General features: G+C 56.2%; 19 protein-coding genes. 12 read left to right on the top strand and 7 right to left on the bottom strand.

All coding sequences use genetic code 11. The features are described from left to right. Positions 1 to 13: 13 nt before the first annotated feature. The 6 genes from coaW to C7120_RS07420 all read left to right on the top strand — a co-directional run bounded on the left by coaW (position 14) and on the right by C7120_RS07420 (position 7,822). Positions 14 to 853 (top strand): type II pantothenate kinase, encoded by an 840-nt coding sequence (coaW, locus tag C7120_RS07385; protein WP_107620989.1) that lies wholly within the window; start codon positions 14 to 16, stop codon positions 851 to 853. A 324-nt stretch (positions 854 to 1,177) separates the two neighbouring features. Continuing rightward, positions 1,178 to 1,597: a hypothetical protein gene (locus C7120_RS07390; protein WP_146154212.1), complete on the top strand. Its 420-nt coding sequence runs from the start codon at positions 1,178 to 1,180 to the stop codon at positions 1,595 to 1,597. A gap of 49 nt (positions 1,598 to 1,646) precedes the next feature. Then, the gene (locus tag C7120_RS07395; RefSeq protein WP_107621433.1) at positions 1,647 to 2,657 is read left to right on the top strand and encodes a M20/M25/M40 family metallo-hydrolase; all 1,011 of its coding nucleotides are present in this window, start codon (positions 1,647 to 1,649) and stop codon (positions 2,655 to 2,657) included. A gap of 272 nt (positions 2,658 to 2,929) precedes the next feature. Next, positions 2,930 to 3,538, top strand: coding sequence for a hypothetical protein (locus tag C7120_RS07405; RefSeq protein ID WP_146154213.1), 609 nt, complete (start codon positions 2,930 to 2,932; stop codon positions 3,536 to 3,538). Positions 3,539 to 4,278: 740 nt separating this feature from the next. Further along, the gene (locus C7120_RS07415; protein ID WP_107620994.1) at positions 4,279 to 7,611 is read left to right on the top strand and encodes a leucine-rich repeat domain-containing protein; all 3,333 of its coding nucleotides are present in this window, start codon (positions 4,279 to 4,281) and stop codon (positions 7,609 to 7,611) included. A gap of 13 nt (positions 7,612 to 7,624) precedes the next feature. Continuing rightward, entirely contained in the window at positions 7,625 to 7,822 is a 198-nt protein-coding gene (locus C7120_RS07420) for a hypothetical protein (RefSeq protein ID WP_107620995.1), read from the top strand. Between the two features lie 96 nt (positions 7,823 to 7,918). Here C7120_RS07420 and C7120_RS07425 read toward each other — a convergent pair whose 3' ends face one another. Next, entirely contained in the window at positions 7,919 to 8,392 is a 474-nt protein-coding gene (locus C7120_RS07425; RefSeq protein WP_199220675.1) for a DUF5675 family protein, read from the bottom strand. Positions 8,393 to 8,474: 82 nt separating this feature from the next. Next, positions 8,475 to 8,795, bottom strand: a complete 321-nt coding sequence (locus C7120_RS07430; protein WP_107620996.1) for a hypothetical protein — start codon at positions 8,793 to 8,795, stop codon at positions 8,475 to 8,477. Between the two features lie 485 nt (positions 8,796 to 9,280). Here C7120_RS07430 and C7120_RS07435 point away from each other — a divergent pair, with 485 nt between their 5' ends. Both C7120_RS07435 and C7120_RS07440 read left to right on the top strand, forming a co-directional pair. Beyond that, positions 9,281 to 11,599 carry a TonB-dependent receptor domain-containing protein gene (locus C7120_RS07435; RefSeq protein ID WP_369916862.1) on the top strand — a complete coding sequence of 773 codons (2,319 nt, stop codon included), beginning with the start codon at positions 9,281 to 9,283 and terminating at the stop codon, positions 11,597 to 11,599. 165 nt (positions 11,600 to 11,764) lie between these two features. Then, positions 11,765 to 12,679 carry a LysR substrate-binding domain-containing protein gene (locus C7120_RS07440; RefSeq protein WP_107620998.1) on the top strand — a complete coding sequence of 305 codons (915 nt, stop codon included), beginning with the start codon at positions 11,765 to 11,767 and terminating at the stop codon, positions 12,677 to 12,679. A 93-nt stretch (positions 12,680 to 12,772) separates the two neighbouring features. On the opposite strand, the gene C7120_RS07445 is transcribed toward C7120_RS07440, so the two are convergent. The 4 genes from C7120_RS07445 to C7120_RS07455 form a co-directional block, all read right to left on the bottom strand. Then, positions 12,773 to 14,464, bottom strand: a complete 1,692-nt coding sequence (locus C7120_RS07445) for a putative transporter (protein ID WP_107620999.1) — start codon at positions 14,462 to 14,464, stop codon at positions 12,773 to 12,775. 12 nt (positions 14,465 to 14,476) lie between these two features. Beyond that, a complete protein-coding gene (locus tag C7120_RS07450) occupies positions 14,477 to 15,037 on the bottom strand; it encodes a hypothetical protein (RefSeq protein ID WP_107621000.1) in 561 nt (186 codons plus the stop codon). 237 nt (positions 15,038 to 15,274) lie between these two features. Beyond that, the gene (locus tag C7120_RS13910) at positions 15,275 to 15,373 is read right to left on the bottom strand and encodes a smalltalk protein (protein WP_158267358.1); all 99 of its coding nucleotides are present in this window, start codon (positions 15,371 to 15,373) and stop codon (positions 15,275 to 15,277) included. Positions 15,374 to 15,486: 113 nt separating this feature from the next. Next, on the bottom strand, positions 15,487 to 15,993 hold the full coding sequence (locus tag C7120_RS07455; protein WP_107621001.1) for an HU family DNA-binding protein: 507 nt from the start codon (positions 15,991 to 15,993) through the stop codon (positions 15,487 to 15,489). A 634-nt stretch (positions 15,994 to 16,627) separates the two neighbouring features. On the opposite strand from C7120_RS07455, the gene C7120_RS07460 reads away from it, so the two are divergent. The 3 genes from C7120_RS07460 (at position 16,628) to C7120_RS07475 (ending at position 18,544) form a co-directional block, all read left to right on the top strand. Beyond that, positions 16,628 to 16,798: a cysteine peptidase family C39 domain-containing protein gene (locus tag C7120_RS07460; protein WP_233247042.1), complete on the top strand. Its 171-nt coding sequence runs from the start codon at positions 16,628 to 16,630 to the stop codon at positions 16,796 to 16,798. Positions 16,799 to 16,939: 141 nt separating this feature from the next. Continuing rightward, complete coding sequence (locus C7120_RS07465) at positions 16,940 to 18,034, top strand: hypothetical protein (protein ID WP_146154215.1); 1,095 nt, start codon at positions 16,940 to 16,942, stop codon at positions 18,032 to 18,034. A 312-nt stretch (positions 18,035 to 18,346) separates the two neighbouring features. After that, positions 18,347 to 18,544, top strand: a complete 198-nt coding sequence (locus C7120_RS07475) for a hypothetical protein (RefSeq protein WP_107621003.1) — start codon at positions 18,347 to 18,349, stop codon at positions 18,542 to 18,544. A gap of 106 nt (positions 18,545 to 18,650) precedes the next feature. Here C7120_RS07475 and C7120_RS07480 read toward each other — a convergent pair whose 3' ends face one another. Beyond that, the gene (locus tag C7120_RS07480) at positions 18,651 to 19,175 is read right to left on the bottom strand and encodes a hypothetical protein (protein ID WP_107621004.1); all 525 of its coding nucleotides are present in this window, start codon (positions 19,173 to 19,175) and stop codon (positions 18,651 to 18,653) included. Positions 19,176 to 19,756: 581 nt separating this feature from the next. Here C7120_RS07480 and C7120_RS07485 point away from each other — a divergent pair. Continuing rightward, positions 19,757 to 20,503 (top strand): hypothetical protein, encoded by a 747-nt coding sequence (locus C7120_RS07485; protein ID WP_146154216.1) that lies wholly within the window; start codon positions 19,757 to 19,759, stop codon positions 20,501 to 20,503. Positions 20,504 to 21,080: the final 577 nt, after the last annotated feature.

A 21,080-nucleotide genomic window follows, 5' to 3' on the forward strand; every position in this document is an offset into this window, starting at 1 on the left:
AAATTCATAAGCAATGGCAATTGTAATAGGAATCGATGTGGGCATCAGCACCACGAAGATCGTGGGAATCAACGAGGACGGCATCGTCGTCTCGCCCCTCCGCATCAAGGCTACCGACCCCGTAACCTCGCTCTACGGGGCTTTCGGAAAGTATCTGATAGACAACAAGCTGCATCTCGGCGACATCGAGAAGGTGATGGTAACGGGCGTAGGCTCGTCGTATATAGACCAGCCCATCTACGGACTGCCCACCGACAAGGCCGAGGAGTTTGTGGCCGACGGACTGGGCGCACGCTACGAGACCGACCTCGACGACATGATCGTGGTGTCGATGGGCACGGGAACATCGTTCGTGCAGTGCAGAGGCGAGGAGATCCGCCACATCGGGGGCATCGGCGTGGGGGGAGGCACCCTCACGGGGCTTTCGCGCATCATGCTGAAGACCGACGATGTGCGAACCATCACCACGCTCGCCATGCAGGGCGACCTGGCCAACATCGACGTGCAGATAGGCGACATCAGTCCCTATCCGCTGCCCGGACTGCCCAAGCACGCCACGGCGAGCCTCTTCGGCAATGCCAAGAGCAACGCCTCGCGCGAGGATATTGCCAAGGGAATCATCACCACCGTGCTGCAGACCATCGGTTCGGGCACCATACTCGCCTCGCTCAACTCGGGCATACGCGACTTCGTGCTGATAGGCAACCTGACGCTGCTGCCCCAGTGCAAGGAGGTGTTCCCGGGACTGGAGAAGCTCTACAAGGTGCACTTCATCATCCCCAAATACTCGGAGTTCTGCACCGCCATCGGAGCGGCGCTGTGCTATATCAATGGCGTAGGGAGCAAGGAGTAGGGAGCGAAGGATGCTGGCGTGGGGACAGTAGTGGGCAGGCGGTTTTCCTTTTAGCCGTTAAAAGGTGAGCTTTTAGCCGTTAGAAGCCGGGCTTTTAGCCGTTAGAAGCCGGGCTTTTAGCCGTTAAAAGGAAGGTAAAAGGCCGTTAAAAGGAATCCCTCCCCATCCCTCCCTTGTATGGAGGGGGCAAAGGGGTGAGGGGCGCGAGGAATCAAGGAACAGAAAGCCTCCCCCTGTCTTCCTCCCGCGGAGGGAAAGAAAGCTCCCCCTCTCCTTAGGGGAAAGTCGGGGAGAGGCCTCAGGGAGAGGTATTAATGATTGTATATGCAACGACGAAAAAATAGAAAATCGCAGACAGACTCGAGCCTCTCGCTCTTCAGCGAGGAGGAGATGGCCGGGCGCATCACGCGGGTGAGGGAGACCCCGGGCGCCGTCCCGCCGCCGTTCGACGACGACCGCATGATTGCCGAGATGGCCTCCGTGCTGCGACTGATCAGCCGCATGGACGCCAGTCGGGTGCGCAGCATCGCCCTCATGGCCACGGCAGCCTCGCAGGGGGGCATCAATCTGCAGGCCAGCTACCGGTTGCCCTCCCTCGCCGAGGGCACCCTCGACGGCTACCGGCTGGGCGCGTGGCTCTACTGCTCGTTTCTCGAAGCCTTCCCCTCAATGGCCGACAAGCTGCGCCTGCCCTATGGCGAATGCTACCGCAAGGCCCGGGAGGAGGTGGCTCCGGTGGTATGACAAACTGCGGGCACAGGAAAAGAAACACTCGGAAAACAACGAATGCACGATGAGAAAAACCATTCTACTGACACTCCTGCTCCTCACCTGTAGCGGGGTGGGGGCACAGAGACCCGACAAACGGCAGGAGGCGCTCAGGCAACGGGGCCTCGGCACCATCACCGCGGAGGCCGCCCGGGCGCATGTATACTTCCTCGCCAGCGACCTGCTCAAGGGCCGCAAGGCCGGCGAGGAGGGGTCGCGGCTGGCCGCGGAGTACATCATCTCACGACTGAGGGAGCAGGGCGTGCGGCCCTTGCTGCGGGACTATGGACAGCCCTTCGAGGCTGTCAGCCGTGCCACCCTCGGCCGGGCACGCTGGTTCGTGGAGCCCGACAGCGTGGCCCGCGTCAAGGCCGGTCGCCATCAGAGCCTCCGCCTGCGCAACATCCTGGGCGTGATACCCGGACAGCGAGACGATGAGTATGTCGTCATTGGCGCCCACCTCGACCACGAGGGCATGAACCCGCTCCTCGAAGGCGACCAGATCTATAATGGGGCCGACGACAACGCCTCGGGCGTGAGCGCGGTGCTCCAGATCATGAAGGCCTTCGCGGAGAGCGGGGCGAAACCCGTGCGCACGCTCGTCTTCGCCTTCTGGGACGGCGAGGAGGAGGGCCTGCTCGGCTCCCGCTACTTCACGGAGACCTGCCCCTATATAAATAAGGTGAGGGGATATATCAACTTCGACATGATCGGGCGCGACCCTAAGCCCGGCAACCCGTCCTACATGGTCTACTTCTACACCGCCGCCCACCCCGAGTTCGGCGACTGGCTGCGCGCCGACATACGCCGCTACGGCCTCCGCCTCGACCCCAACTACCGGCCGTGGGACTATCCCGTGGGCGGCAGCGACAACGGCTCGTTCGCCAAGAAGGGCGTGCCCGTGGTATGGTATCATACCGACGGACACCCCGACTACAACCAGCCTACCGACGAGCCACAGCTGATCAACTACGAGAAGACGGCCGAAATCACCCGCGCCGCCTACCTCTGCGCGTGGCGGATGGCCAACCCGTGAGGGCGCCGACGAGCCAAAAAGTCTGCCGGCAAGCTTCACAGACGCCTCGTCCGAAAGGCGGCGCGCCGGAAAGGAGAGTCGTTTTACGGGCATTCAGGCTTGGCCGTCCTCTTATGGGATGAGGGACCACGGCCGATGGGAGGGGTCCTTCCACAACGGGCGGACATCTTCTTAAGAGGATTTAAAATATCTTAAAAGCAGCGTCGCGACATGCAAGGTCGTGGTCTTCCCGTGTTATTAAGGCAGAGATATTCATTAAATTGATTATAAACATGAAAAAAACGACTTTTGTTTTCTTCTTCTCACTCCTCTTGGCAGGATCTGCGATGATGTTCACCTCCTGTGGATCCGACGACGAGGAGCGCCCCGTCATCTCTATCATGGAATCCATGGTTGACATGACCGGCGGCAGGGCGCAATGGCCCGGACTGACGAAGCTGACGAGGGCGACCTTTGAGAGCCAGATCGTCGGTCAAGGTTGGTATTGCGAGCAGAGCTACCAGGTCTCTCCGCGTGGTGTCTACGGTCCTTCCACCAGCAGGCAGGGCATGTTCGGGATAGGCCCCGTGCACTATTATTTCGACCGGGACTCCGTTACTCGTTTCCTTTACAATGATGCCAAGGGCTATCAGAACAAGGGACTGGGCTATGTGCGCGACGCCTACACCTATGACGAGAACGACAACGGGGTGTATGTAGACGGCAACCGGCTGTTGCAGATCAGTCCCAGCGGTGTGGTCAACGGAAGGTTCCTGTATGCCATCGAGGACGGGGGAACGCACGCTGACGGCTCCACCGCCTACGCCGTCTCGATATTCCGGCGAATGAGCGGGGGCGAGCAGTCAGCCATCCGCCGCGACTATTCTGTCCGCTGGCGGTGAGCCCCTTGCGGCATGCCGACGGCACAGCCTCCTATTGCGAGGTCGTGCAGTCGGGCGTAAGGCCGGAGCAGCTGGGTGCTCATTTTCATATTCCCCACTATTTCCTCGTGAATATCGAGTTCAGATAAGAATGGCGAACCGGGCTGCTCCGCTTCCCGTGCGGGTTCGTGTCATGCCCCGGGCGATGTCTTCGCCCGCTTCATCTTCGAGCAGGAGTAGGCATCCACCGGCGGAACCTGAAACTGCGGGGCTATGATTTTTTCTTGTCTTTTTCTTGTATAATCAAAAAAATATACATACCTTTGCAGGGAAAAGAGAAAGTATTAGTGTATCGCAGAAATTCAGATAGACCACGGAGATGTCTCCCTCTCTATGAAAAGAGCGTGTGTGCCTTGCGGGAAACCTTGGTTTTTCGTGCAACTTTTAACACTTTGTATTTGGCTATTCCAAATATTTTGCTAACACACACACACACACACACACACACACACACACACACACACACACACACACACACAACTGGTGTAGCCTTACTCCAAAACTTCTTTACATGCGCGTGCGATTCAATCGGCACGCTTCCCTTGGGCAATGGATTTTCCGAGATTTCCCTTGCCCGGTCGGTCGTGTCCTGATGCGGAGTCTTATCATTTGAAACAAGGCATGCTCCTACAATGAAATCATTCAACATAAAAGTATACAAAGAGGGTTATGAAATCAGTTATTAATTTAAAATCAAAAAGATGAAACAAACTAAACTTTTATTATTGCTGTTGCTGGCAATGATTATGTCGGCAACAGGGGTGTACGCACAGGCCGTGGGCTCCACATTCCAAGTGGGTAATCATAAGTACACCATCACCAAAAACGACCTGGTGAACCATGTGGACAATGAAGTGGGTATTCAGGAAATCGGCGGCTCCGGTGCCGTAACGATACCGGCCACCGTGACCCACCCGCAGAGTCTGGAGGTCTATAAGGTAACATCGGCCATCCCGTGGACAAATTGCAGCAAAACCATAACCAGTCTGACTTTCTCAGAAGGATTCAAGACGATGGGCAACGGCTGCTATGGCACCTGTACCGAGCTGCGGAAAGTTACATTCCCTTCTACTTTTGAAAGCCTCGGGCATAGCTGCTTTGAGAACTGCAAGAACTTTACGGCCGTTGAGGTGGCCAGCGGGAACGGCACTTACAAGCATAACAGCCAAGGTTGGCTGATAAGCAACGACGGTAAGACACTGGTTCTCGTACCGTCGGGCGTATCGGGAGATGTCAGTATCCCCAACACGATTGAAACCATCGGCCAAACTGCTTTCAAAACCTGTCCCAACTTAGAGAAAATCAACATCCCCGCCTCGGTGAAGTCTATCGATGCGACCATCAATGCCTCTATCTATGCCTCTTCCACATACATCACCGTGGATGGCGGCAACACTTACTACAAGGACATCAATGGCGTGCTCGTAACGAAAGACGGCAGGAAACTCATCACCTTCCCTGCAAAATACAGCGGAACACTGGGGAACAATACCTACAAGGTGCCCGACGGTGTCAAAACAATTGCCAGCGAGGCTTTCGGCCACGCTACGCCTAACTTGAAGAAGATTAACCTAAACCAGGTGGAGACCATCGAGGGCTCGGCTTTCGACTGGGCCAGCGGACTAAAGGAGGTAACCTTCGGCGCGAGCGTCAGTTCCATCGCTGAGGGCGCATTCGTCAACTGTGAGAACTTGGAGAAGTTTATCGTCGATACCAACAATCCAAACTACAAGAGCCGGGACGACATTATTTATACCAAAAACGGAGAAACGCTCGTGCTCTGGCCCACCAAGAAGACCGGCCACTACAATATACCAGAGGATGTCAAGTATATTCAGCCCAAAGCGTTCTATGGAACGAATATCACGAGTGTCAAATTCCCCTCAACGCTCGAAGAAATCGGTGCCGAGGCTTTCCGGTTCTGTAAACTTGAGACTCTCGATTTCGGTACAAACTCTCATCTGAAAAAGATTCGCTACTTTGCCTTTGCCAACACGGAGCAACTCACGGGCGGCATCGTGATTCCCGCCTCGGTGGAGACAATCGAAGGCGAAATGTTCCATTGGACATACAAAGTAACCAGCGTCCATATTGCCGATGGCTCTAAACTGAAAGAAATCTACAGCGAGGCATTCATCAATATGCAGGGACTGGAGACATTTGTTTTCGACGGCTCGGCCGATCAACTGACCAACATTCACACGAAGACCTTTGCCAACAATCCTAAGCTGAAACACTTCGAGGTTCCCCAGAATGTAACATCAATCGGCAAAGGTGCCTTCCTTGATACGCCATCCTTGGAAACCGTAACTTTCAAGACACCCGCCCACATTGCGACCATCGGCAACGGTGCGTTCGGAAACAGTGGTATCAAGACCATCTCCCTGCCCGAGAGCGTGACGAAGATAGGAGAACAGGCTTTCGACAACTGCAAGAACCTGGAAACGATTTCCATTCCTAAGAATGTAGCTAACATCGAGACGGGTGCTTTCAACTTCTGTGAGGCACTTACTGCGTTTAATGTAGACAAAGACAATACCACCTACGCCGACCTCGACGGTATGCTCTGCACCAAGAACAAGAAAACACTTGTTACTTTCCCTGCTGGAAAGGCAGACACCAAGTACACTTTGATACCATATTTCGAGACTGTGGGTCAGTATGCCTTCTATTCCAGCGACAAGGTTACGAACATCACCTTCCCGAAGAGCGTAACCGAGATTAAGACACGCGCACTCGCACTATGCAAGAATTTGAAATCGCTCAGTTTCATGGGAACAGACAATGTGCCTGCATTGAGTGCCGACATTACCTTCAATTCCGCCAATCCTAAGGACATTGCCATCTATGTGCGCAAGGCATGGTATGAGAACAGCGCCAACGCCTCTACGGTAACTTCATACAACAACACTTTCAAGGAGGTGCATCCCTCGTTTGTTTCCACGGCAGGCTACGACCGCGGCACGGAGTTCTTCCCCACATCAACCGACAATGTAGGCGTCATCAGCTTCTACACGCCGCGCACCTCTGTCATCATCGACAAGGTAGCCAAGGAGACTGCATACACTGATGTCTACGGGAAGACCTGGCCGGAAAAGACCTATACGGTCAGCTCTGTGCTCGACTTCGCCTATCAGAATGAGAGTAGGGTAAAGGACATCGTGCTGCTTGCCGACATCGGAGCCATCGGTCTGGACGCTTTCAGGGCCGGCACACAGCTCAAAGGGCTGTATTTCGTAGGCAATACGCCTGCATCGCTCAGCTCAATAGGCTATGAAATGCCGTCTGACTATCCTTTCAATGAGGGACAGGCTATCTATGTCAAGGAGAGCAAGGTAAACGCCTATCAGACAGCATGGACACAGGGACACACGCTGAACATCACGCACGAGATTCCGCAGCAGACGAACAAGAACGGCGGTACGGTTTGCTTCCCGTTCGATGTGAAATATCCGCAGGGACTGGGTGCCAGCGACATCAAGCCCTATGTGCCGATGGATTACAGTCTGGCATACAACGCGACGAATCCTATCGTTCGTGCCTACAGCGTCGACAACTACTACCTCCCGGCTTTCGTGGGCGCATTCATCCGTAGCAAGAACACGGCTTCCGTCGCTTCCTACTGCCAGATGGACGAGGAACAGGCGCACGACAAGTCAGCCCTGACCACCCTCGGCTATAGCACAACCGCCGACAACCGCATGGTGGGCGCCGTGGAAGACACCCCCGTCACCAACGAGAGCGGCTACCAGTGCTATGCGTTCAGCAAGCAGTATGGCAAGCTCGTGAAACTCGGCGACAATACGAACATCCCCTACTTCAAGGCTTATCTCCGCCTGAAGAACAATGCGGCGTCGCCTGCCAAGGGTATGTCTCTCGTCTTCGACGACGAGCCGACCGTAACAGGCATCAATGGCATTTCAGAGACAGCCGAAGAGGACAACGCACCTTATTATAACCTGAACGGCATGCGTGTGGATCACCCGCAGAAGGGCGTGTATATCCACAACGGCAAGAAGGTAATCATAAAATAAAGGAGAATTGAAAATGAAGAGAAAAAGATATTCAGCACCTGCGGTAGAGTCCATCAAGGTCAATACAGACAATCTGATGGAAGTTTGGAGCATCGGTATAGACGACGATCCCGGCCATAGCATCGGCCCCGGCGACGAGGGCGACATCGGTGCCAAGCCCGGCTTCCAGGACGAGGACGAGTGGCCGTCGTTTAGCCCGTGGAGCGATTAAGTCCGCGTAAGGACGGAAATCATATTTGTTTATTCAGGGGGGGCACGATGGGTGGCTCCCCCTGAATCCTTTCCCTCCGGGCAGGCTCCGAGTACCTTATGCCCCGAGCGAGGGCGAGCTCACGGTGATCCAGATGGGGCCTTCGCTGCCCTCAAGGAGTTGCGTCAGGCGTCGGAAGGCGTCGCGGGAGAATACGAGGCAGGAGTCGGCGGCCGCCGTGCCCACGAGGATGCAGCCTTGCGTGTCGTTTTCGGTGTTGCCGGTGTGGATGCGGATGCCCTTGAATCCGGGCACGCCCACGAGGGTGGGGAGCCATCGGCGGAACTTGGGGCTGTAGGCCACCACGAGGGGATAGCGCCCTTCGGGTATGGCCGTGCGTCCGGCTTTCTTGCGTGCTCCGCCGCTGAGGTTGCGGCGCGTGGGTTCGAGGGTGTCGCAGAGGAAGCTTGCTCCCTCTGCGCTGTCGTCTTTCCCCGATGGGGCATTGCCTGAGGGAGTGTGCTCCGTCAGATAGAGTTTGCCGAATGTCTTGTCGGCCAGGAATTGGGTTCGTGTCAATAGTAGTTCCATGTCAGTAATAGTTTATAGGGGTGAAGGGTTAAGGGAGTATAGAGCTCCCTTGGTTTTTTTATTCTCTTATTCTTTTATTCTCTCACACTCTCATTTTCTCATTCTTTCCCCTGGTTTTCTCCCTCAGTTCCTCGTGGCTGGGCCAGGGCGTCAGCTTGATGAGGGCGGCGAGAAACCAGGCCGTCTGACGCACATGGCGGGGCATACGCAGGGCTTCCGCCCATCGCTCGCCCCCGAGGAGGCGGTGCACTCCCGCCCACACGGCCACGATTTCCTCGATTGGCAGGCGGTCGAGTTCGTGCTTCACCACGCGCATGCCCATGTTGCCCACCACGGCTTCGGCCACGGCGGCGGCGAACGCCGCATGGTCTATCATCTGTTGGGTAATCTGAATCTTTTTCATACTTTTCATTTTCTGGTTTGTTAAAAGGGTTATCAATCGTTTTTGGGAGTGGGAGAGCCGGCTTCCCGTTTTTTCCTGTTGCAAAGATACGCTCCGTTTCCGCCCCCTGCCATGGTGCGGGCAGAGGGAGGAGTATGGTAAATCTTCCCTCTCCTTTGGGAAGGGCAGGGAGAATTCTTGAAAAGCGGGGGTGCCGGGTGGCAGGTAAAAGGCCGTTAAAAGGCAGGCAAAAGGCCGTTAGAAGGAGTCCTTTTAGCCGTTAGAAGGCGGGCTTTTAGCCGTTAGAAGGTTTTCCATCCTGTGCCCTTCCCACGACGGGGGATGCCGGTTTACGGGAAAGGCCTGTAAATTCATGGGAAATAGGTATTGTGGGAACGGCCGAGTATTCGTACCTTTGCGGTCGGAAATGAGAAAAAACAATAATTAAACTCAACAGCCAAATGAAAACAACAATAAAAGAAAGAAGATTCCTTCGCCCTATAGAGATGCTGGCACTTGCCATCCTCCTGTCAATTGCCACTCCGTTGCGGGCGGAAGACGCCGTAAAGGACAACACCGACGCCAACCTCATCGGACATGTGGTGCACCAGCGCACTCAGGAGCATCTGCCGCATTTCGGCCTCTATGTGGTGGGCACCCTGATCAAGACATCGACCGACGCCACCGGACATTACCACCTGAAGAACCTGCCCGTGGGGCAATTGCTGATCGAGGCGAGGAGCGCGGGCTACAAGCCGGTGAGGAAGATGGTGGTGATGGAACGCGATAAGACCTGCGAGCTGAACTTCGAGGTGGAGGAAGACGAGGTGTCGCTCGAGGAGGTGGTCGTTTCCGCCAACCGCAACCTGACGCTGCGCCGGGAGTCGCCCACGGTGGTGAACATTCTCGACGGGAAGCTCTTCGAGATCACCCAGTCGGGATGCCTGGCGCAGGGGCTGAACTTCCAGCCCGGCGTGAGGACGGAGGACAACTGCCAGAACTGCGGTTTCAGCCAGGTGAGAATCAATGGGCTCGACGGCCACTATTCGCAGATACTCATCGACTCGCGCCCCGTATTCTCCGCCTTGCAAGGTGTCTACGGACTGGAGCAGATTCCCTCGAACATGATCGAGCGCGTGGAGGTGGTCAGGGGCGGAGGATCGGCCCTCTATGGAGCGTCGGCCATCGGCGGAACGATCAACATCATTACGAAAGAACCCTCGGGAAACTCGGCCGAGGCCGCCCACTCGATCATGTCGATAGGCGGCAAGGGCCGCTTCGATAACAACACGACGGTGAACGCCTCCATCGTGGCCGACAACAACAAGGCGGGCCTGTATGTATATGGGCAGAACCACTATCGGGCAGGCTACGACCATGACGGCGACGGATATACGGAGCTGCCGGTCTTGCGCAACCAGACCATAGGCCTGAACAGCTATCTGCGCCTGAGCGACTACTCCCGGCTCTCGCTGCGGTATCACGGCCTGAGCGAATACAGGCGCGGCGGCAACCTGTTGCACCTGCCGGCTCATGAGGCGAACATCGCCGAACAGCTCGATCATGCCATACATGGGGGTGGGCTCGGCTACGAGCTTTATGCGCCCGACGGCAGGAACCGCCTTTCGGCCTATCTTGCCTTCGAGCATGTGGACCGCAAAAGCTATTATGGCGGAACGGGCGACGGCTCTGCCCAGAGCATGGAGGCCGCGCGCAAGGCCTACAGCCTGACCCGCGACCTGAACCTCATGGGAGGCGTTCAGTTCGTGCACGGTTTCAGGCGGCTGCTCCTCATGCCGGCTACCCTGACGATGGGCATGGAATACAGCTACGACGGTCTGGAGGACGAGTCGCTGGGCTACGACTACAGGATGCGCCAGCGTGTGCGCGTCGCCAGCGGATATGTGCAGAACGAATGGAAAAACGAGCACTGGGGACTCCTGGTCGGCGGCCGCGTGGACAAGCACAACCTCATCCGCCGGGCCATCTTCTCGCCGCGCGTGAATGTGCGCTATAATCCCGTGAGCAACATCAACCTCAGACTGGTGTATGCCGGCGGATTCCGTGCGCCGCAAGCCTTCGACGAAGACCTGCATACCACGATTGCCGGTGGCGAGAGAGTGGTAACGCGCCTGAGCAGCGGACTGAAGGAGGAGCGCTCGCACAGCTTCAGTCTCTCGGCCGACCTCTACAAGTCTCTCGGCAGCGTACAGACCAACCTCCTGATAGAGGGATTCTATACGCGCCTCAACAATGTGTTTGCGGAGAGGAAACTGGCAGAGACCGATGGGTTCGGCAACAGAATCAGCGAACGGTATAATGCCAATTCGGCCGATGTATTCGGCATGAGCATAGAAGGCAAGGCCGCCTTCACCTCGTGGTTCAGCCTCCAGGCGGGCATCACCTTGCAGCGGAGCCTCTATGCGCGGGCCGTGGAATGGGACGAAGAAGCCCCCGCCCTGCGCAAGATGCTGCGCACGCCCGATGCCTACGGGTATTTCACCGCCACATTCACGCCGGTCAGAAACCTCTCGATCTCCTTCTCGGGCAACTATACCGGCAGGATGACGGTGCCCCACGCGGCAGGTTCGGGCGTGGAAAAGCCCGTGGCAGAAGAGACGCCGTCGTTCCTGGCGCTCAACTTCAAGGCGAGCTACGGCTTCCGCGTCCACGACCTGGTGAGGCTGCAGCTGAGCGGGGGCGTGCAGAACCTGGCCAACTCTTACCAGAAAGACTTTGACAAGGGATGGAACCGCGACGCAGGATACATCTACGGGCCGTCGCTGCCGCGAAGCCTCTTCCTTGGCCTCAAGGTTTTCTATTAGGAAGGGGCTGACACGCGCTTAAGCGCGGAGAGGGGGAGCGGAGGCACAGACTCGTGCCCTCGCTCCCCCTCTTCTCTCTTGCTTCCCGTGCCGCCGGAAAAAATAAGCGGCCAATGGTCGTGAAATCCAATAATTATGGTTATCTTTGCAGCAAACATCTGAACTATGGAAATAAGGCAACTTAAATACTTTCTGAGCGTAGCGGAAGCATTGAATTTCTCCGCTGCCGGCCGGAAGCTCTTCATCACCCAGAGCACCCTCTCGCAGCAGATCAGCCGGCTGGAGCAGGAGATAGGGCTGCCGCTCTTTGAGCGCAACAGTCATGAGGTGAGGCTCACCGAGGCGGGGAGGGAGCTGCTGCCCCATGCCCAGAAGGTGATCAATGCCGCCGACTCGTGCAGGAATCACATCGACGACCTGAAGCAGCTGCTGACGGGCGAACTGAACATCGGCGTAACCTATTCGTTCAGCACCATCATGTCGGAGACGCTTATCGACTTCATGAAGGAATATCCTGGCGTGAAGCTCAACATCTGCTATGACACCATGGAGGAATTGCTGCGGATGCTGAAGCGGCACGAACTCGACTTCGTGCTTGCCTTCCGTCCCATCAAGGCCGACCACGACCTGGAGAGCCGTCTCATCTTCAGCAACCGGCTGGCGGCCATCGTCAGGGATGGCCATCCGTTGTCGAGGAAGCGATCGGTCAGGCTTGCCGACCTTGAGCGATATGCCCTGGTGCTTCCTGCCCGTGGGCTTCAGGCCCGCTGTGCGTTCGACTGCCTGGCAGAGGGGAGCGGAGCGGACTTCAGGGTGAAGGTGGAGGTCAACACGGTGAGTATCATCTTCAAACTGCTCCGTCGCACCAGTTGCATCAGCGTCCTGGCAGAGTCGACCGTGCTCTATGAAACCGACCTGAAGGCCGTCTCCATTGCCGAGGCCGCCAACATGGACGGTTGCATCCACATGCTCAAGGGGGCTTATTTCAAGAAGTCGGCACAGGAGTTCGTGAGGATGCTGAGCCAGTCGACGGCGCTCGTGAGATTCTCGCTGAAGAGGTTCGTGGGCCCTGGCTGTTAGATTTTCGTATCATGAAGAAGAACGCCCCTCCCCGCTCGCGAATCCGCGAGCGGGGAGGGGCGTCATTTCCGGCAGGGCCTCCCGTTGCTTCCTCTAACCCCCGCAGCAGGAGAGCACGATGAGTTGCGCGGTGAAGATTCGGAGGAACATGCTCAGGGGATAGACCGTGGAATAGCCGATGGCCGGGGCCTCCTTGGAGCAGCATGCGTTGGCGAAGGCCAGCGCGGGCGGGTCGGTGTAGGTGCCGGCGATCATGCCCATGAGCGTGAAGTAGTTGAAGCGAAACCTCAGGCGTGCCAGACAGCCTATGATCAGGATGGGAATCACGGTGATGAGGAATCCGCAACCTACATATTTCAGGCCGTCGCCGGCTGCCACGGTCTCCCAGAATCCGTCTCCCGCCTTGATGCCCACCGACGCCAGGAAGAGTGCCAGCCCCACCTCGCGCAGCATCATGTTGGCCGAGCTCGACACATAGGTTACCAGTCTCATGTGGTGGCCGAACCTGCCGATGAGGATGGCGATGATGAGCGGCCCTCCGGCGATGCCGAGCTTCAGCGGGACTGGCATGCCCGGAATCTGGAACGGGACGCTCCCGAAGAGGATGCCCATGATGATGCCGATGAAGATGGTGGCGATGTTGGGCGTGTCCAGGCGTTTGATGGAGTTGCCCATCATGTCGGCCACACGCTCCACATTGTCGGCACGGCCTACCACCATGATTCTGTCGCCCACATGGAAGTGGAGGTTCTTGCCGGCAAAGAGGTCCATGCCCTGCCGCGTGATGCGGGTAACATTCACGCCGTAGAGGCTCGACAGGCGGAGCTTGACGAGCGTCTTGCCGTTTATTTTCGGATTGGTTACGACGACGCGGCGCGAAATCATCGGCTGGTCGGGCTGCCCGTCGTCTTCCCACTTCCCACTCACTTCGGGGCCTATGAATGCTCTCACGGCCTCGGCGTCGGCCTCGGCGCACACGATGAGCGCCTCGTCGCCGAGGCGCAGCAGGGTATCCTTATTGGGGGCTACCAACAGGCCGTCGTGGTGGATGCGTGTGCACACGAAGTCGCGGTTGATCATTTCCGAGATCTTCTGCAGCTTGTGCCCCACGATGGACGCGTTGGTTACCTTTAGCGTCATCAGGTGCGGCTTCTCCTGGGCATTCTGCTCCTCCTCGCCCTCGAGCAGGGATTCCTCTTGCTGAAGGCGCGTGCGGGTGATGACCCTGATGAGGATGGTGGTCCCGATGATGCCCAGCACGCCTAACGGATAGGCGCAGGCATAGCCGCTGGCTATCTGGGGAGCGCTGTCCGCCACGGCGTTCAGGGCCTCGTCGGCCGCGCCGAGCCCCGGGGTATTGGTAACGGCGCCGTAGAGCGTGCCTATCATCATGGGCAGGTTGTGCGCGTCGTTGGTATCGAAGAAGAGGTAATAGCATCCGAACATCACGGCGATGTTCAGCACGATGAGGGCCGTGGAAAGCAGATTGAGCGTTATGCCGCCCTTGCGGAAGCTCTCGAAGAAGCCGGGGCCCACCTGCAGGCCGATGCAGAACACGAAGAGCATCAGCCCGAAGTCTTGCACGAAAGTCAGCACCGATAGGGGTGCCGTGAAGTGCAGGTGTCCGGCGATGATGCCGGCAAAGAGCACGAAGGTTACGCCCAGCGAGATTCCGCCCACCTTCAGTTTGCCCAGCAGCACTCCCGCGGCAATCACGAGCGAGTAGAGCAGGGCGATGTGTGCGATGCTGTCTTGGTCGGTGAAGAGATTGAAGAGCCAGTCCATGATTGTCTTTGCTTATTGCTTGACGCGTTTTTCGATTTCCTCCATGATCTGTCTTGCCGTGTCGAGTCCGTGCCTGTAGATATGTTCATACAGGTCGGGCTGGATGACCCCCGTCGACTTGTCCACGAAGACCATCGTCTCGTCGAGGCAGTTGATCTTCAGGTCCTTGGCGCCGGCGTTGCTGGTGATGAGGATGATGTCGATGGCATCTCCGTCCAGTCCCTTGCCGAATTCAGAGGCTCTGTCGCCCAGGGTCTTCATCCGTGCGGCTATGATTTCATCATATCTCACCATGATGTGGCCCTGTCTGGTCATGTAGCCCAGAGTCTTTCTCTCGTCGTCGAAGGCCACGACGAACGACTTTCCGGGTCCACACACGAAGGCGGTGGGCAGGAATCCCTCCTCCGGCCGCAGCTTCAGCATAGTCCGCGCCTCATCCTCCGTGCCCTCGTCCGTGGCTTTTCTGTTGGTTTCTTTTGCCTTTGTCCGGAGCTGCCGGATCTGGTCGGACTTGCATGCCAATATTGCGACTAGGGCGATGATGGCTAAAATGGAAACGGTTACTATCGACATAATCCTGTTTTTTTAAGAAATATCAGCAATAGAAGTGAATAGATTCACGGGCAAAGGTAGTCCTCTTTTTCTTGTGAAACTCACTTTAGCTATGGATTCTGTGTCTTGCGGCTATCAGTTTTCTCTATCATCGGCGTTGTCGCTCCTGCCGGGGGCGGATAAAAAAAGAGGCGGGCAGGCCTCCCCGTATGAGCGAGGGGGAGAGCCTGCCAGCCCGTCTTTTGGTCTCATGGCCGCTTAGAGAGCCATGCAGGAAGTAACACCCAGTGTGGTGGCAATGGCTGTCAGCACGCTGATGAGCGTCTGAAGCAACAGTTTCCAGGTTTCTTTTTTCATGATGATAAGATTAAGGTTAAAGAGTTGGGGAGGCCTCCCCCCTGCCGCCCCTCCTGCAGCGGGGGAGCTTTCTCCTTACAGGGAGGCCGGGGAGAGGCCGGGAGAGGTTTGGGTTATGCTCCGGGCTGTTTGCCTCCGCCCTCTGCCGGAGTGGTGGGCTTGGCGGGCTTGGAGCTGTCTACCTTGTTCTTCGACGCCTCCTTGCAGCTGATGCCGTCGAGCAGGTCGCGTACCACGATGTGCTTCACATGCCCTTTGGCGTTCACGCCGTTGGGCAGCGAGTGGCTCGCGGGCAGGAAATTGATGCGGTAGCCGGCCACATGCTTCGCCGAGTTGAAGTCGGCCGCGGTGGCCGCGGGGCGGGTGCGCATGCCCACTTTGAACTGTCCGAAGCCGTCGAGCTTCACGATGTTGGAGCTCTGGAGCTCGTCTTTCATCACCTCCACCATTTCGGTAAGCACGGCGAGCACATCGCTCTTCTTCATCGAGCAGTTGCGCTGGATGCGCTGTGCCACGGCGTCGAGGCCTACGATGTTCTGATGAACTGCCTTCGCATACCACTTGCCCGGATAGAGCGAGTTGGAGCGGTTGTCCTGATAAAGTTTGTACAAGATTGCCATAATGGTTTGTGTTTTTAAGGTTACGGAGAATGCGCTCCGCTCGCATGGCTGCTTTTATCGATTGCAAAGGTAATGCCTCGGGCTCCGGATTCCAAAAGTGAAGGAGCCGTTTTGCCGCCTTCCCGGGAGGCAGGAATCGTTAATAAAACTTAACGAAAAGTAAGGAAGCAAGGAGTAAGGAGGGATTGCGGGAAGGTGTGATTGATCGGGCTCCTCTCCATTCAGGGGCTTCTATGATTTCAGGAACATGCCCCGCCATGCCCCCACGGCTTCCTCTCCTTGGAAGAGAGTCAGGGAAAGGGAAACCGAAAAGCCGTCAGCAGCTTTCCTCCTAAGGGCTGAAAGCCTGTCTTTAACGGCCTTCTGCCTTCCTTTTGGCGGCCTTCAGCCTTCCTTCTAACGGCCTTTTGCCCGCCTTCTAACGGCCTTCTGCCTTCCTTTTGGCGGCCTTCAGCCTTCCCTGCTGTCGACCTCTCCCCCTCTGTGAGAGCGCGACCCCGTCGGGGCCCGCCTCTCTTTCAGGGGGAGGAGTCGGGCAAGGCTCCCCACACTCTTGCTCCGCAACCGGCGGATCGGGGCGAAATACACCTACATGCTCCACCCCGTGCAGACCGCCGGCCGGTTCTTGACGGACATGACCACGAAAAACAAGGTGCGGACAACGCGCCAAAGGTGGAGCGATGTGAGCGATATGCGGCAGAACTACCGCCAGCTCGACGCCATGGATTGTGGCCCGGCTTGCCTGAAAATGATAGCCGGTTACTGGGGTTGTGGATACTCCCTGGGCGGGGAGGATAAACTTTAACAAAATAAATTGCCGAGAATGCTTGCGGGGTTCATCGGAAAAGGTTACCTTTGCGCTTACTGGAGGACACCGATTTCACGACCCACACCCGGGTCTTCGGCAGGAAGCGGCAGCCACCTTAATAACATAAACAGAGCAGAAATGACGATTTACATGAACATTGTGGGCCTGCGCTACTACGCCCTGAGGGACGACAGGTGGCAGGATCTCTTCGACGAGAGCGGATGCCTGAAGCCCGCTCTGTCAGGGCGTGAGCTGATATTGCGGCGGGCGACGGGCGCAGCCGTCGACGATGCCGTGGAAGCTCTCTGTGGCAATGAGCAGTGGGGCAATGTGGCCGACGGACAGAAGCTCGTGGCAGCCTCCTGGCTCGAGGCGTACGGGCAGGGACAAATCACGACAACCATCGTTGGGGGCGACTATGCCATGCATGCCTTGCTCGTCAGGGCGGACCTGGATGCACAGTCGCTTTCCGCGGTGAAAAAAGACTTTACAAAATACGAGGAGTGGATGCGCTTGGCAGCCGATTTCCCCGTGCTCATGCCCACGGCCGGGGAACAGCAGCTCGACCGCACCCTCTCGTCGCTGGAATGGCTCTTGGTGCAGCTCGACTGCGCCGCCTCGCCCGAGGCACGGCAGGACGCCCACACCCTGCGCTGCGCCCTCGTACACATGGGAAGCACGGAGAGCCGACTGGCGTGGAAGACCTTCTGGCAGCAAACGGCCGCCCGGTCGCCGCAGATGGCCACGCTGCGCGTCCTGGCCCGTCATGCCGACACGGCCCGGCTGGAGCCCCTCTTGCTTGCCTTTCCGGGCGAGGTGTTCGCCCTCATGGAGGCCGACCCCGTGCTCGCCGTGGCACGCCTCCACTATGCCCGTCTGCCGCGGGCCGTGCTCCGCAAGTTTGTCTCGCTCTGGATGCTCTGGCTCGACAGCGTGCGGCCCGCGGGAGTGGAGCAGCCCGACCGCCCCGACCAGTTCACGGCACAGCAGACGGCCATCCTGGCCTATTATCTGCTCGACGCGCAGGGCACGCTCTCCAGTGCCAGCCATCAGGCCGTGGCCGCCCTCTTTGCCCTCCTCTCGGGCTACAAGGAACGCACGATAGCCCGCAAGCTCGACTTCCAGGCCCGGTTCGACTCGCCCCGTGTGCAGCAAGACCTCCACCTCGTGGCCTCGAAGATACGCCACCTTTTCCCCGAGGTCTATGCCAAGATCATGAGGGAAATGGAGTAAGGGGAGTCAGGAGAAGTTATTTCGCTGTATTTATCGTAGGTTCTGCCGCCATGTCCATTTGGGCGCCCTCTTCTTCAATCGATGGATAATGGATTTTATGATCGGTAAGGAATATATGATTCAATGTAAAGGCCAAAGATGCTAAGGTCTTTTCCCTTCTTTCTTTTGCCAACTCGCATTCCCAGATTGTAATTGCTTCTTCTTTTACCTTTGGATATCTTAGTCATATCAACTTGTTTTACTTCACGCAAGTACATGTGTTGACACCCAATTACGACAAATTGTTCGATAGTGGATACATTTCCTTTGACAATGATGGAACAATTCAGCCCGATGTTTGAGAACAACCAGCGCCCCGTGGCCTTCGTGCCCGACGACGCCATAGAGAGCAAGCCGCGGAAGTGTCCATCGACTCCGGCTCCTGGAGGATATGAGGAGTTAGGAGGAGCCTCTCCCCAGCCCTCCCCCAAGGGAAGGGAGGGAAGACTTTATACACTTGACCGTGCATAGTTCCTTGCCCCAATGGGGTGTATAGGTGTCAGACTTTATACACCCCACTCCTTGAATTAAACGCTAATGCTCTTCCTTTTAAATACTAAATGCTAAACTCTCAATGTTACCATTTTTTTACTCTATTAAAGAAATTGTAGTCTGTAACCGTAAATTCAAGTATTCCTGGCTCTATATCATCAGGATATTTCTCGTAAGTCTCCACTAAGTCGACTTTTTCTTTAATAGAGACCTCCATGGTTCTTATCGTGTCATTGTTGCACACAGAATCAGGATATGTTTCATAAAAAACAATTTTTGTAATATAAATTCGTCCGTGATTTCTGCGATCCCAAGGACTTGTCCCTCTCAAAAGGATGTAATCATAAGACATTCCTATATCATCAAGCTCTTTACATAAGTCTATTACCATAAAGTCTCCATATTCAAGAAGTTCTTTCTTTCTGTCCAGTAGTTTTTTGTAGTTTTGAGGTGTCCAGTTGGTTTGTGCTCTTTTAGATGAATCCACATTCATATTCGATAGGGCCAGATTGGAACTCTCTCCTGCAGTCGGCAGGGCGAAAACCTCGTAAAAGCTTCCGCAGAAACACAAGCCTATGGCAATTACCGATAATAAAAAAAGATGTTTCATAAGCTATTCATTACATTTTCTTAATTCACATATTGTCTTGCCTAAGCGAGTTACCCCCCTAATGCTTGGAAAAACGCATCCTCTTTTTGCTTGTCTTTAGAAAGGTATTGCATAAATATTTTCCCTTTCGCATTATTAATAGACGATATAGATATAGAATAATTGTCCATATAGTCAAATGTCTGGCATCCAGCCATTACGATTCCTGCAAAAACGAGAAGTAAGAGATTAAATCTTACTCTTAACACATATTTTTACTTGGATAAATACATATTTCCTTCATTTGACATCCGTCGGTTTAATTTAATTTATAGGTATTTAAAGTAATTACACAAATGTAATATAAAAAAGGAGATAAACAAAGTATGTCCTAAACATTAACTTTATTTTAACACAAATCTCCCTCGTTGGTCCGCCGCACCGGCTGCGCCGACAGCGACCACTCGGTCGATGACCGATGGCTTCCCTACGGGGGGAGGGTCGGGACTTTTCTCCATACTCCTGTCATGCCCCCTTCCATGGTCATGGGCGGCAAGAGGGCGTATCTTTGCGGCAGAAACCACAGAAAAGGAGAAATGCGTATGAAATCGAAACCATTCTTGAAACTCAACCTCAACCTGCTGCACCGCCCCGACCACAAGTGGCTCTGCGAGGGGCGCACCTGCGAGAAGCTCGGGCTGTATGTCATCATCCTGATGTATCTGGCGAATACCGACCGGGGCGTGGCCAGCTTCCATTCCTTCCGTGAGCTCTCCGCCGCGAGCCACAAGAGCCTGGCCGTGGTACGCCGGTTTGTGGAGGAGTCGGGGCTCTTCCACATCGACCCCGCGCGCCAGCTCTATCAGAGCATCTACATGTGCGAGGAGATGGGGTTCAAGAGATGTGTCGGAGTGCCCGTGGAATGGCCGCCAAGTGCTCACGAAGTCGACACGAAGTCTTCACCATCGCGCCCGATATATAAGGTTCGGGCCCGCGAAGATGAAGATGAAGAAGATGAAAAAGAAAAAGAAAAGAAAGAGGACGGCATGGCCGCCTCTTTCGGTGAGTTGTTGGAATCAAGGGAACAGGAGCCCGAGGGCGTGGCGGAGCTCTTTGCCGACGAGGCGCTGCTGAGCCAGGTGGCGGCGCGGGTGAACTATCTGATCTGCTCGCCGCGCAACCGCCCGCTGGTGCGCCGCTGGCTGGCCGACTACATCCGCCGCCGGGGCTACTATCGGGCCCATCCGCTCTGCAAGCAGACGGCGGCGCTGAAGCTATACGAGCTGCTGCGCCCCGGCACGGAGACGCGGCGCCAGTTCTGGGAGTACATGAACCGCAGTCTGGCCTGAGGAGGGCTCTCGCCGGGTCGGCCTCCATGTCCCCATGGGCGTCCCGGCGTGCCTTGTCGGGCAGCGTGGCCACGGGGTTGCCTCCCATGGGCGAGGGAGTGCGGGCGAGGATGGCCCTCCCCCTTTGGGGCGGGGCGGGGGATGTGGAGAGGCGAAACAAGAAGCCGCCGGAAGCATGGCTTCTGACGGCTAAAAGGTAAGTAAAAGGCGGCTAAAAGCTCGCCTTCTAACGGCTAAAAGGCAAGTAAAAGACGGCTAAAAGCTCGCCTTCTAACGGCTAAAAGGCAAGTAAAAGACGGCTAAAATCCCGCCTTCTAACGGCTGAAAGGCAAGTGAAAGACGGCTGAAAGAGGGCGGCTCAAGTATTTTTGGCACGCCCTTCACTTTACAGGTTGTTCGACCGCAATTCCTCTTCGTGATTGGGAAAATAATGATCAGCGCCTGTAAAGAGCGAGTGCCCGCAGGATATTTGAGCCGGGCGGATGTCGTGAAAGGAAGGCGCTCTTCGGCTCGAGCGTGAGAAAACAAGATTTCCGGAAATCGGATAAGCCGATTCCCGGAAATCTTTTCTGCGGGG

It is taken from the genome of Prevotella sp. oral taxon 376 (genome assembly GCF_003043945.1).
Classification (GTDB): Bacteria; Bacteroidota; Bacteroidia; order Bacteroidales; family Bacteroidaceae; genus Prevotella.